The 13,521-nt window shown below is 63.8% G+C and carries 9 protein-coding genes and 1 tRNA gene; 6 read left to right on the top strand and 4 right to left on the bottom strand.

Annotation, left to right across the window (positions count from 1 at the left end; genetic code table 11):
* Positions 1 to 18 precede the first annotated feature (18 nt).
* The 3 genes from T5B8_RS04430 (at position 19) to T5B8_RS04420 (ending at position 2,234) form a co-directional block, all read left to right on the top strand.
* A tRNA-Glu gene (locus T5B8_RS04430) sits at positions 19 to 94 on the top strand.
* 219 nt (positions 95 to 313) lie between these two features.
* Complete coding sequence (locus T5B8_RS04425) at positions 314 to 1,771, top strand: NAD-dependent succinate-semialdehyde dehydrogenase (RefSeq protein WP_353176598.1); 1,458 nt, start codon at positions 314 to 316, stop codon at positions 1,769 to 1,771.
* A 196-nt stretch (positions 1,772 to 1,967) separates the two neighbouring features.
* Entirely contained in the window at positions 1,968 to 2,234 is a 267-nt protein-coding gene (locus T5B8_RS04420; protein WP_353176596.1) for a YrhK family protein, read from the top strand.
* A gap of 378 nt (positions 2,235 to 2,612) precedes the next feature.
* Here the strand turns inward: T5B8_RS04420 and yccS are convergent, their stop codons facing one another.
* Positions 2,613 to 4,754, bottom strand: a complete 2,142-nt coding sequence (gene yccS / locus T5B8_RS04415; protein ID WP_353176594.1) for a YccS family putative transporter — start codon at positions 4,752 to 4,754, stop codon at positions 2,613 to 2,615.
* 498 nt (positions 4,755 to 5,252) lie between these two features.
* Between yccS and T5B8_RS04410 the strand changes: the two genes are divergently transcribed.
* The gene (locus T5B8_RS04410; protein ID WP_353176592.1) at positions 5,253 to 5,981 is read left to right on the top strand and encodes a sulfite exporter TauE/SafE family protein; all 729 of its coding nucleotides are present in this window, start codon (positions 5,253 to 5,255) and stop codon (positions 5,979 to 5,981) included.
* Between the two features lie 357 nt (positions 5,982 to 6,338).
* Entirely contained in the window at positions 6,339 to 8,438 is a 2,100-nt protein-coding gene (locus T5B8_RS04405) for a carboxy terminal-processing peptidase (protein WP_353176590.1), read from the top strand.
* Positions 8,439 to 8,803: 365 nt separating this feature from the next.
* Here the strand turns inward: T5B8_RS04405 and T5B8_RS04400 are convergent, their stop codons facing one another.
* Genes T5B8_RS04400 through T5B8_RS04390 form a run of 3 tightly spaced genes read right to left on the bottom strand, consistent with a single transcriptional unit; the run spans position 8,804 to position 12,190 of the window.
* Positions 8,804 to 10,093 carry an SPFH domain-containing protein gene (locus T5B8_RS04400; protein WP_353176588.1) on the bottom strand — a complete coding sequence of 430 codons (1,290 nt, stop codon included), beginning with the start codon at positions 10,091 to 10,093 and terminating at the stop codon, positions 8,804 to 8,806.
* A 3-nt stretch (positions 10,094 to 10,096) separates the two neighbouring features.
* Positions 10,097 to 11,482 (bottom strand): SPFH domain-containing protein, encoded by a 1,386-nt coding sequence (locus T5B8_RS04395; protein WP_353176586.1) that lies wholly within the window; start codon positions 11,480 to 11,482, stop codon positions 10,097 to 10,099.
* 48 nt (positions 11,483 to 11,530) lie between these two features.
* The gene (locus T5B8_RS04390) at positions 11,531 to 12,190 is read right to left on the bottom strand and encodes an NfeD family protein (protein ID WP_353176584.1); all 660 of its coding nucleotides are present in this window, start codon (positions 12,188 to 12,190) and stop codon (positions 11,531 to 11,533) included.
* 181 nt (positions 12,191 to 12,371) lie between these two features.
* On the opposite strand from T5B8_RS04390, the gene T5B8_RS04385 reads away from it, so the two are divergent.
* On the top strand, positions 12,372 to 13,520 hold the full coding sequence (locus tag T5B8_RS04385; protein WP_353176582.1) for a cell surface protein: 1,149 nt from the start codon (positions 12,372 to 12,374) through the stop codon (positions 13,518 to 13,520).
* Position 13,521: the final 1 nt, after the last annotated feature.

Genomic DNA, 13,521 nt, shown 5'->3' with positions numbered 1-13,521 from the left:
CTGTGCGCCGCGATCGCAGCTCCCTTCGTCTAGCGGTCTAGGACGTCGCCCTCTCACGGCGAAAACACGAGTTCGAGTCTCGTAGGGAGCGCCATCTTCGATCGCCCCCCGGCCGTGCTGCGACGACCATTGCCCAGCGTCGCCATCCCAATACGCCAACGTCGCGTTGCCCAGGCCTATCAACCCAGACCGCTATACCCGGCACGTAATGTCGCTGGCGGGCGTTGTCTGCGTATCTGTCGCCCGATCGGGTTTGACACTGGCGCTTTGCATCCCCAGTTCGTGTATATCGCACGAACACCAAGGCAACGTCATGACCGCAACCTACGACGCTATTTTTCGCGAACAGGCCTATGTGGGCGGACGCTGGATCGATGCCGCCGAGCAGGCCACCCGCGCTGTCGACGACCCGGCCACGGGCGAGATCATCGGCCATATTCCGGATCTGGAAAGCGCGCGCCTGCAGGGCGCGATCGATGCCGCCCATGCCGCCTTCGGGCGCTGGCGCGACACCGCAGTGAGCACCCGGGCCGACCGGCTTCTGGCCTGGTACGAAGGTATGCAGGACAACCGCGAAGCGCTGGCCCGGCTGATGACACGCGAACAGGGCAAACCGTTGGAAGAAGCGCGCGGCGAAGTCGATTACGCGGCCAGTTTCATTCGCTGGTTTGCCGAGGAGGGCCGGCGTAGTGACGGCCAGAACATCCCGGCCGAAGACCCGCAGATGGCGCTGGGCACGGTCGAAGAACCGGTCGGCGTCGTGGGCGTGATCACGCCCTGGAACTTTCCGCTGGCGATGATCACCCGCAAGGCCGCGGCCGCGCTGGCCGCCGGCTGCACGGTGGTGGTCAAGCCGGCCAGCGAAACGCCGTTTTCGGCACTTGCGCTTGCCGCGCTGGCTGAGCAGGCCGGACTCGACGACGGCGAATTCAACGTCGTTACCGGCGATGCCAAGCGCGTATCCAAGGTTCTGTGCGACGACACCCGGGTGCGGGCCCTGTCGTTCACCGGCTCGACCCCGATCGGTCGCCAGCTACTGCGCGACGGCGCCGACACGGTCAAGCGCATGTCGATGGAACTGGGCGGCAATGCGCCGTTCATTGTCTGCGACGACGCCGATCTGGATACGGCCGTGGATTCGGCCATCGCCGCCAGGTTTCAGACCAGTGGCCAGGATTGCGTAGCGGCCAACCGCATATTCGTGCACCGCGATCTCTACGAGGCCTTCGTCGAGCGCTTTGGCGAGCGCATGAACGCGCTGGTCGTGGGCAACGGCTTCGAAGACGATACCGATATCGGCCCGCTCATCCACGAGCGCGCGGTGGAAAAAGCCCAGGCCCTGGCCGACGACGCCGAACAGCGTGGCGCCCGTGTCATCGGACGCGCCCAGTCCGAAGCGCCCGGTGCACGTTTTTTCATGCCCACGTTGCTGGCCGACATCACCGCCGACATGCGCATCTTTTCCGAAGAGGCCTTCGCCCCACTGGCTGCGGTCTGCGCCTTCGATGACGACGACGAAGTGATCGCACGCGCCAACGATACCGAGTACGGCCTGGCGGCCTATGTGCATACCCATCAGGATGCGCGTATCCGCAAGTTCATGCGCGGGCTCGACTACGGCATGGTCGGCGTGAACACCATGGATATTACCGGCGCACACGTGCCCTTCGGCGGCATGAAGCAATCCGGGCTGGGCCGCGAAGGCGCGCATGCCGGCATGCAGGAATATCTGGAGACCAAGTACTACTGCCTGGGCGGCGTGCCGGCCTGACACGCCGTCGTTGCGCGCGCCGGCCGCGCTTTTGCGCCGCGTGGCTATTCCTGCCCGGGCGCAAGCGCGCCCGGCGAGCCCCGTTCTATCAAGACGTTACCGACGAACGGCTCGCACGGGGCCGGGCCCTGGCCATTTCGCGACGCCGGCAATTCGCTATGTTGTGTCGCCCGCTTCGCCGTTACAGGACATATTCATGGCTGCCATGTTCGAACCCAAGCACGCCACCGACCACCATCAGCGCAAGGTCTACGGGCGCTACGAAAAGCTCTATACGCTCAACGATTTTTTCGCGGCCCTGTATTTTCTGGTCGGCTCGGTGATGTTCTTCTATGAAAGCCTGATGATCCCGGCGACCTGGTGTTTCACTCTCGGCTCGGTGCATTTTCTGCTGCGCCCGACGATCAAGGTCGTGCGTGAATTCCATATCGCCCAGCTGCCCTTGCCGGGCGACGACGACTAGGGCCTGTTGCCACGGGCCAGGCTATCGCCCTGCCCGTGCCGTCAGGCCAGGCCCGTAACGCCCTACCTGATGATGTACACAGTTCAGCAGGCGGCATGAATATCAGACCGGCCGGCCTTCAGGCGCGCTGCCGTTCGTCGTATTCGCCTGTCTTCGCGTTCATTTGCGGACACCACGCCTGCCTGGCGAAAAGGTCCGCAGATCACACAGACCCAGGACAGGAAATCGCGCTCGTTCGCTGTCGTCAGCCGCATGGGCGGCGCGCTTATTCATCTGCGTAATCTGCGCAATCTGCGGTTCCTCTTCAGGAACGAAGCCATCACATCGCTAGGCCTGGAATACCCGCCTTGAGCCGAACGATATCGTAGCGATCACGCGCTAACGCACCAGCGCCTGCCCGATGCGTCGCAGCCGCGGCAGTTCGTCCAGCAACTGGGCGAGCTGGCTCGCAATCAGCCGCTGGGGCTCCATATCTCCCCACGGGGCCGCAGTCAGGGCATCGCGCAGGCTGTGTTCGTATTCGCTGTCGACCGGCATCGGCTCGCCACGCACGAGCGCATGGCTGGCCTCTTCGAGCGTATCCGCGATATAGGCGCCGACCTGCTCGAGCAAGGTATTGCCGGCATGCGCGGCCAGTACCTGGCGGTGGGCGCCCAGCGTGGACAGATGCGCGATCAACGTCTGCGCGCTGGCCAGTACGGCCAGCGCCTGGCGGCTGTCCGCGCGTGCACCGTGCGGGTCTTTGAGCGCCGAGGAGACATGCGTACTCACCGCGGCATCGGCGTTATGGGCATCGCGGCGGGCGATCCGGTAGGCCAGATCGTCGCGTTTGCCACTGCGATACTGGGCCAGGATCGCACGCAGATACCGGCCGTTGGCCGCCAGCGCATCGGCCAGGCGCTGATGCAGTTCGCGCGAACGCCAATCCGGCAATACCAACCGCATGGCAGCAAACGCGAGTACCGCCCCGATGACCGTATCCAGCAGCCGCGGCACGATCAGATCGAAACCGTTGCCGACCTGGTTGAAGGCCAGCAGTACGAGCACGCTGATCGCCGCGGCGGCCACCACATAGCGGCGAAAACGCGCCGCAAAGAACGTCACTCCGGCCGCGATCGTGAGCAGCAGCTGGATTTCGGTCGCGGGAAAGAGCTTGAGTAAGGCCCAACCCAGAACCAGGCCAAGCACGGTGCCGCCGATACGCTGCACCACCCGCTGACGGGTCGCGCCGTAGTCGGGCTGGCAGACCAGCATCACGGTCAGCAGGATCCAGTAGCCCTGTTCCGGATGCACGAGCTTGAGCACGATATACCCGGCCAGCATCGCCAGGCCCAGCCGCAGACCATGGCGAAAACGCGCCGAGGCCGGCGTGAGCTCGACCACGATACGACGCCATCCTTCGCCGAAGGAGGCCGGCGCCGGGTCCTGCAGGCGCTGCTCGCCACTCTGTTCGGCGGGCGCTTCGGCGCTGGCGACCCGGTCGGTGAGCGTATCGAGATTGTCGGCCAGTTCTTCGACCGCGGCGAGCAGACCACGCTCCGGTGCCGGGTTGCCTTCGCGCTGATAAGTCAGCGCGGCATCGAACTCCGAACGCGCGGTCTGCAGATAGGCAAACCGCGTCGGTGCCTCGTAGCGCAGGGCCGCGCCGCGTTCACGACAGGCGCGGCCCACGGCCGCGATCAGACGCTGCGCGCGAAACATCAAATCGCTATGGAAAAACGCCTGAACCAGACGCGAGTACGGATAATGCGACGACGCCGCGCGTTCGTGAATATCCTGGGCGGCCAAATACAGGCGCAGGTTCTCTTCCATCGCCGAGCGCGAACGCCGCCCGTCCAGGCGGTCGATCAATGCCAGTCGCGTATCGTTGAGTGCGGCAACGACCCGCGCATTGGCGTGCGCGAGCGCATTGCGACAGGCGGCGATATCCAGGCCGCGACTGGGTTCGAACAGGCGGGCCTTGCAGTCGAGATAATCGCCCAGCGCATCGTAGAGCCGTGCGAGCGCCTGGCGCACGGGCCGGTGCACGAACAGCGCATTCCACAGCAACGACAACAACCCGTACCAGCCGGCCCCGGCCACCAGGAGTGCCGGCTGGTGCCAGAAGGCATCGGTCAGACTGTGCTGATCGCGCCCGATCATGCCGTAGACCGCCAGCAACAGCGTGGCATTACTGATGGTTGCATAGCGCGCGCTCACCGCGCCCATCATCACCAGCAAAAACGAGCCCAGTGTCAGCGCCAGCCCGAATAGCCACGTGCGCTCGAACAGCCATTGCACGATCAATGCGGCCAGGCCGAAACACAGCAGTGTTACCGCCAGCGCACTGGCGCGTCGGCGCCAGCTGTCGTCGGTTTCGGCGATCGCCGCGGCGATCACGCCCAGCATGAGCGGAATCAGCTCGTGGGCGTTGTTGCCCAGCCCGGCATAGAGCATGACGCCGGTGAGCGCGACGAATACACGCAACGCATCGGCGAAGCGCTCGAAAGCGAGCAGATACTGCAGACGATGCCAGCGCAATGACCCAACCCGAATCGCAAACCCAGGCGCATATTCTAGGGCCTGTCGTCGCGGGATATGCCATCGCATTGCCCGTGCCGGACGTGTCAGCCAAGGCGCGGGCCGCCGAGCGTGGCAAGCCCACGCTCAACGAACTTAACGACGCATGGCGTGTTGCGGCACGAGCAACCCCAACCCATAACGATCGGTCGGCGGCCAAGCCACGCCACCGCACGGCAATCCGGCGTGATGGTTCATTGTCTGGCTCGCTGACAGGAATAACCACGCGGCACGCACGATGCCTTGTCTTGCCGCGGCCTGGTCGCCGATGCGACGGCTTATATCGCGACGAACGGCCCTGGACAGTTCGCCCGTATTGCCTGCAGACACGGCCCGACGTGGGAGATCACGCCGCAAGACACGACGCGGCCACGGCAAACGTTTACCCTTGCGCGTCGCGCCGAGCGCATCACTCGTTACCGCCGGCCCGCGCCGGTGTCATCTCAAATCGGGACGACCGTGCAGATTCTGTTGTTCAATCTCGCCGCATTCGCCGGGGCCTGTGCACAGGGCATGACCGGCTTTGGCTCGGGCACGCTGACCCTGTCATTGCTGGTGATGCTGTTTCCGTTTCGCGATGTGGTCGCGACCGTGGCGATGGTCGTGCTCGTGCCCAATCTGATGCTCAGTTGGCTGACCCGCCATGAAATGGACTGGCGGCGCGGGCCGGTCGCCGCACTCGGGCTGTCGCTGGGCATCGTCGTGGGCGGCCAGCTGCTGGCGATCCTGCCGGCAGAGATACTGCGCCGCGGGCTGGGCATGGCAATACTGGTGTATGTCGCGCTCATGCTCTGGCGCACGCCCACCCCGGATCAGCCGCCGCCACGCACACGCCGGGAAAGCGCCTGTCTGTTCGGCTGCGGCGGCGCGGCCGGGATCATCGTGGGCGCAGTGGGCGTATCGCCGATTCCGCTGCTGATCTATGTGAGCCTGCGCTACCCGAAACAGACGGCGCGCTCGGTGCTCACACTGGCGTTTCTCTGCGGTACGATCACCCAGAACATCGTCTATTTTCAGCTCGGCCTGCTCACCGGCGAACTGGCCCTGATGGCGCTGTTGACCGTACCCGGTATCGCCCTCGGCCTGCTGGTCGGCAACCGACTGCACTACCGAATCAATCAAAAGACATTCTCGCGCGCCCTGGCGCTGATTCTGCTGCTACCGGCGCTGCGCCTGGTGTTCGGCTGAACCGCCTCCGTGTCTGCCCGCATTGCACGTAAGCGCCCGGCCCGGGCATGATTTCAGACGTGGAATATCGGCTATTCGTACGCGCTTGCGTCGACAACCGCGCATTCACTGCGGTTATTGGCAGCCGATAGACCCAATAAGGCTTGCGATCATCGACACAGCGCGCGGCCTACACCGATAGACACGATGTGACCGTGCATCGTCCGCGTGCTGCCGGAGATCGCAAATAATTCGTGTATCGTGAAAGCGATACGCCATAATGGCAACAATGGCAATAACCGTATAAGCCCGCGGCGGCCTCGGGCCCCGCGCCGCTGTCGCCGTACAGCCGATTCCGGCCAATCAACGAGTTTCTTCATGCGCAAGCTTGCCCTGCTGTTTCTGATTGTCCTGTTCGCCTTCGCGCAGACCGGCTGCGCGGCGGACGCGCCGGCCGACCCGGAACCGGTACCGGATGCCGGTGCCGGCACCGCCGAGGGCTATACACCGCTGGTACCCGATGCCAACCAGGGCGAGATCGACCGCGAAGTCGTCAAGCAGCTACAAAAGAACCACTACAACAAGGTCGATCTCAACGACGCGTTTTCGGAGAAATTCTTCAACGCCTATCTCGACGAGCTCGACGGCACCCGCGGTGTATTTCTGCAATCGGATATCGAACGCCTGCGCGACAAGTACGAGCACTCGCTCGACGACGAACTCAAGCAGGGCCAGACACGGGCGGCCTTCGATATCTACAACACCTATCAAAAGCGTCGTATCCAGATCGACCAGTGGGCGCTCAACCGCGTCGAACAGGGCATCGACAGCCTGGATATCGACGACGACGAAAGCTTCGACGTGGATCGCGAAAACGCGCCCTGGCCGGCCGATGCCAGCGAGCGCGAGGCCCTGTGGACCAAGCAGCTGGAAAACCAGCTGATCAATCTCAAGCTCAACGATCTCGATGACGACGAGATCGAAAAGCGCCTCACCCAGCGCTATTCCAACGAGCTCAAGCAACTGCGTCAGGCCGAGCCGATGGACGCGTTCTCGGCCTATATGGATGCCTACACCCACAGCTACGACCCGCACACCGATTATTTCTCGCCGCGGCGTTCGGAAGATTTCAATATCGACATGAACCTGCAGCTGCAGGGCATCGGCGCCGAGCTGCGCTCGAAGAACGGCTATGCGGAACTGGTGCGCCTGATTCCGGGCGGCCCGGCTGCCAAGTCGGGCAAGCTCAAGCCCACCGATCGCATTATTGCCGTGGGCCAGGGCGAAGACGGCGAATTCACCGATGTGGTGGGCATGCGTCTGGATGAAACCGTGCAGCTCATCCGCGGCGAGAAAGGCTCGACCGTGCGCCTGCAGATCTCGCCGGCCGACAACAGCCAGACCAAGACCATCACCCTCGTACGCGACAAGATCGAACTCAAGGATCAGGCCGCGCGCAAGCAGATCATCAAACTCGAACGCGACGGCCAGACCGTCGACGTGGGCCTGATCAGTCTGCCGTCGTTCTATAACGGCACCGCGAAGGACGTCGAAAAGCTGCTGGTCGAACTCAAGAAGAACAAGGACCTGGCCGGTATCGTGCTCGATCTGCGCAACAATGGCGGCGGCGCGCTCGGCGAGGCCATGAAGCTCACCGGCCTGTTCATGAATTCGGTGCCCGTGGTGCAGATTCGCGATGCCGACGGCAATGTCCAGGTTCTGGGCGATCGCAACGACGGCCCGGTCTACGACGGCCCGCTGGCGGTCATGGTCAATCGGCTGTCGGCCTCGGCCTCGGAAATCGTGGCCGGCGCCCTCCAGGATTATGGGCGTGCCATCGTGTTGGGCGGCCAGACCTTCGGCAAGGGCACGGTTCAGACGCTGATGCCGCTCTCCGAAGGCCAGATCAAGCTGACCCAGGCCAAGTTCTATCGCGTCACCGGCGATTCCACCCAGGATCGCGGCGTGAGCCCGGATATCACCTTCCCGGCGGCGATCGACCCCAGCAAGATCGGTGAAAGCGCGCTGCCCAATGCCCTGCCCTGGGACCGGATCAAGCCCACGACCTTCCCCTACTCGGACGAAATCGATCAGCTGCTGGATACGCTCAAACGCGGCCATGACATGCGTATCGAAAACGACCCGGACTATCGCTACCGCGTCGAGCGGATTCGCCTGGCCCGCCAGCAGAGTGAAAAGACACGGGTATCGCTCAATCTCGACGAGCGCCGCGCCGAGCAGAAAGCACTCAAGCAGCAGAGCCTGAAACTCGCCAACACCCATCGCAAGGCCACCGGCGAGCCGCCGTTCGAAGACTACGAAGCCTTCGAAAAGAGCGAGGAAGACGAAGACCCGCAGGAAGAGGAACTCAGCACCCACGCGCTGGATGACGACGAAATCGACGCCTACCAGACCGAAAGCGCGCGTATCCTGCTCGACCTGGTCGAAGCCTTCATTCGCGAAAAACAGGCCGCATAGACGGGCCAGGCTCGCCTATGCGGTCGCGCTTGTCGGCCGCTCCAGTGGGCAGGGCGTAGGTTGGATTAGCGAAGCGTAATCCAACAAGGAACACACTCTGGCGAGCCAAACGACCACGCCCTTCCGACCGCCCGCGAGGCCAGCCCGTGTTGGCTTACCGCCTAGCGGCCGAAGCCAACCTACGCGGCGTCTTTTCGCCTTATTCGGGTGTATTCGCGTTCATTTGCGGACAATACGCCTGCGCGAACGTAGCGGCTGAGATCCGGCCAACGTGGTCGAATCGGGCACAGGATGGTTGCCGGGTTACGCGACCTTGGACGCTGGTACGGCCGGCCGGCGCGGGCCGGCCGTACACGCGGGCTGGGCTAATCCTGCTGAGAGGGCCGGCCCACGTTGCCTTCGGCCCAGGCACCGGCGACGTCGGCGTTGCCGAAGGCCTGACGGATCAAATCCGCCTTCTGGCGTTCGATCGGGTGCGGGTCCACCGCCGAAATCGGCGCATGTTCGCCGCCCACGCCGGTGAGCACCGATACCTGCGAGGCCGGGAACAGATTGAGCGTCTGTGCGAACGGCCGGATGAAGGCATCGAAGTTGTCGATCAGATAGGCCTCCAGCGCCGAGGCGCCGCCGCGATTGAGAATCTCGATGGTCTTGGCCAGCTGTTCGATTTCGGCATCGGCTACGCCGCGGATTTCAAAGGCCTCCTGTTCGGCTTCCAGGCGTCGGCGATCGCTCTTGCCGTGGGCCGGGGTGACGATTTCGGCCTCGTACTGGGCAGTCAGGTACGCGATCCGCTGTTTCTCGGCCGCGATCTGGGCCCGCACGCCGGCTTCGTTGGCGCTGCCGTCGCGCTTGGCGCGTTCGATCCCGACCGCGCCACGCTGGCGTTCGTCGGCGACCTTGGCGCTGGTGCTGGTTTCCAGCGATTCGCGTTCGTTATCGCGTTTGCGGCATTCGACCTCGCCGCGCCGGGCCTCAGCCTGTTCACGCGAGGTGGCGTGGGCCTCGGCCTGCGAGCAACGTGCCTGCGACTTGGCACTGGCGGACTGGGTGCGGTTGAGCAGGCCGATATAGAGTTCGCCGTCGCCCATGCCGGACAAACGATGATCCTCGACATCGGCGATGTTCATGGTGGTGATCTCGAGCCCGATCGCCTCCAGATCTTCCTTGCAGACACGGATCATGTTGCGCACCAGCTGATCCTTGTCGCGCATGACCTGTTCCGGCGTCATCGTGGCGATGGAGTCGCGCAGATGGCCCTCGACGATCGAGCTGGTCACCTGGATCAGTTCGGCCCGGTCCTGGGCGATGGACAGAATCCGGCGAATGGCGTTCTGGAGCACCTTGCCCGACGAGGACACGGCAAACGATACCGTGGCCGTTACGTCCAGCGGCACCATGCCCTTGGCGATCGCCGACTGGACTTCCACGGAGGTGGTACTCGGGCGCAGGTCGAGATCATAGCGCTTGTTGATCAGCGGCCACACGACCACCCGGCCGCCGTGATAGGTGCGATAGCCGTGCGGGCCCTTGCCCGCGACGATGGCCACCTGGTTGGCGCCGACGACCTTGAAGTTGCGAACGAACTGGAATGCCAGCGTGAGCACGATCAGTGCCACCAGCAACAAAAACGACATAACGAGCGTGGATGCCATGGCTTAGCCCTCCTCGGCCGGACGCGTGCGCGCCGCGTCGCTGGCGCTCATGAATTGCTTGATACTGATGCCGAAGGCCCGCTCGAACTGTTCGAGGAAATTCACCAGACCCGCCGGACCGCGGTTGACCGCCGCATTCACGCCGTCGTCGTCGCCATCGCCCATGAAGGTGAGGTTGTCCAGGCGCAGATTCTTGGCGCCATCGGCATAGGCATCGAACAGCGAACCCAGCTGCTGTTGCACGAACAGCGGCACGCGGGCGTTGGCGCCGGCACTGGCCAGCAGCGTGGCCTTGCGTTCGAGCAGTTCGTTACGCACGCCGCGCAGGATATTCACGGCGTCGTTGTCGCCGCGCGACAGAATCTCGGCGGCGAGTTTTTCCTTCTCGGCCCGCAGGGTCACATCGGAGGTGTTTTTGTACTCCTGCAGTTCGCTGCGTGCGGTTTCGACCCGCGACTGGGCCGTGCTGGTGGCCTCGTCAATGCCGGCGTCGGCTTCCTGGCGGGCCTGTTCGATACGCGCGTTGCATTCCTGTTCGACCAGCCCGAGACGTTGCTGGGCCTCGACGATCGCCTCGTCCGCCTGGGCCTTGGCGATCGCCTGACGACGCTCGCTATCGGACTCGGCGGACTCGGCCACGGCCGCCAGACGCGCTTCCTGAACCTCGACTTCCTGGCGTTTATGCGCGACCGACTTGGTAGCCAGATTGGAAATGTAATCGGAGCTGTCCCAGATACGCTGAAAAGCCACCGACACCACCTTCATGCCGAAGCTGGAGAGGTCCTCGTTGGCATCCTCGAGCATTTCCTGGCGAAAGTGGGCGCGCTCGCCCTCGCCTACGCGGGTGGTGTCGTCCGCCTGGGGCAACTCGCCGGCGTTGACCTTTTCCACGCTCTCGACCATGCCCATGGCTTCCAGCGGCGTGGTGCGGTTCATTGCGCCGCGGAAGTTGCCGATCATGGTCTGCTGGATCTGATCCTGAATCTCCTCGCGGCTCTTGCCGAGCATGCGCTCGACCGCGGTGAACAACAGCCCCTGATCCTCGACATCCACACACACGCAGGCGGTGGCATCGGCGCCCACGGTAATGCCGTTGGCCGAGTTCACACCTTCCACGCGTACGTTGATGGGCAACACGCTCAGATCGAGCAGTTCGGCGCGATGCAGAAACGGAATCACGATCGCACGACCGCCCAGAATCACGCGAAACCCGTAGGTCTTTTCGTTGACCTGAGTCTTGGCGCCCTGGATGACCATGACGTGGTTCGGCGGGCACACGCGTACCAGCACGCGCAGAAAGCCCACCAGTATGAGAAATATGAGAACCGCGATACCGCCGGCCATGGCAAAGCCGAACAATGTCGAGGTTTGTCCCGGATCAACACCCATTGACGCCTCCTGTTATCGAATCGTGTGTATTGCGACGCGCGCGTCGTTTCAGTTATCCGGCATGGTCACGACCAGACCCTTGTCGCTGACCGCGATCACGTCCACATACGCACCCTTGGGAATGAAATCGTCGGCATCGCTGATCGCATAGCGATCGCGCACCATCTGGTCGAGCTGGATGCGTACGCGCCCGATCTCGTGCGGGTAAATCGCGATCAGAACTTGGGCGCGTTCGCCGATGAGATCGCGATCGTGCACGGTGGAATCCAGATCCTTTTGCTGGAACCGGATGACCCGGCGATAGAGCACCGCGGCCACCACGCCGGCGGCCACCGCACACAACAGGCTCACCAGCGCATTGGCGCCCAGCAGCATGGCCACCAGCCCCATCGGCCCGAAGCCCAGGCCGAAATAAACGGTCAGGCGCAACAACCCGAGAATGGTGAACAGGGTCTGGCCGGAACGGCGGCTGTGCTGCCAGGCGTTGCCGCGTACGGCCACCCCGGATTCGCCGCTGGTGTCGTCGCCGCCTGCATCGTGGCCGCCATCGCCTGCATCGCCCTCGCCGCTATGGCCACCGTCGGAACCGCCGTCGCCACTCCCACCATCGCCGTCGCCGAGTAGGCCCAGGCTTTCGATCGCGGTCACGCCGAGCGCGAACACCGTGGTGAAGACATAGATGCCTGCCAGCAGCACCGAAAAGGCCATGATTTCTCCAAAGCGCCGGCAGGTCCGCGACCGGCAAGGCCAAAGCGTACGCGAATCGCCAGCGGCCACAACAACCGGTCGCGCGTGGTCTTTTGATTGTTCAGCAAAATCGCCACGAATTGCGCCGCTGCAACACCCGCCCTAAGCTGCGCGTTGGGCATTCCGCCGGCAAGCGAAGACGATGACCACGGTAATGAACTTCCTCGAATCGGCCGCGACCAAGCTGGGCGCGATCGGCATTCAACCCCCGGCCGCGCAATCCGCGCCGGTCCTGGGGCTGCTCGAACGGCTGGAGCCGATCGATCCCGAGCGGGTGCTCGTTATCGCGCGCACGCTCCAGCAGGCCGGCTATTTCAACGAGGTGGTACGTACGCATATTCGTGGCCAGGAACTGGCCGATCGCTACAACCGTATCGCCGAAGGTTTCACCAGCATTCGCGAGGATGTGCGCACGCTCATCGACCAGCGCCAGGATGGCCGGCTGAGCTTTAAGCAGCGACTGCAACAACGCTGGATGAAGCTGCGCCGGGGTTCCATCGAGGAGCGCTTTCAGGATATCGCGCGCACCTATCGCGACGTGGTCAGCGACTCGCGGGCCGCCCTCGATCGCGAAAAAGCCATCCTGGCGGCCTATATGGATTTTCGCGGCGCGCTCAAGCAATCCGAAATCGAAGCGCATACGCTGCACGAGCAGACCGCGGCCCGGCTGGAACAGGCACGCGCGGAACTGGACACGCAGGAACAGGCGCTGGCCGCGGCCGAGGGCGAACGCGCCCGGGCCGAGGCCGAACTGGCACGCGATCAGGCCATGGCTGCCTTCGAACAGGCCCGCAAGGACGAACAGATCGCCAAGGATCTGGCCGAAAATCTCAAGATTTCCTATGCCACCGGCGAAACGGTCATGGGCCGGCTATCGCAGAGCAGCGACGTCAAGGAACGCGTCTATCAACAGTCGGTCGCGTTTTTCAGCACCAACGAAAGCGTGTTCACTGCGCTGGCCGCGACCTTCGTATCGCTGGGCGGGCTGCACGAATCCACGCAGACGCTCGAGCGCATGAAACAGGGCATGAACGAATCCATCGAAACCCTGGCCGATGTCGGCGACGACGTACTCATGGAAGGCACGCGCGCCGGCTACGGACCATCGCTGCGCGCCGAAAGTGTAGAAAAACTCGTCGACGCCATTGCCGACTACCAGCAGCGCACCTACGAAACCACCCGCGAAATGCGCCAGCTGGCCAGCGAGAACGCCGACGAAATCGCGCGTCTGGTCGAAGCCGGCAAGGCCCGCTACAGCCGGTTGCTGCACGAACAGCCGCACGCGGGCTGAT

It is taken from the genome of Salinisphaera sp. T5B8, from assembly GCF_040361255.1.
In the GTDB taxonomy this organism is placed as follows: domain Bacteria; phylum Pseudomonadota; class Gammaproteobacteria; order Nevskiales; family Salinisphaeraceae; genus Salinisphaera.
Note: the sequence above shows the minus strand (reverse complement) of the source record. Positions and strands in the feature narration are given on the sequence as shown.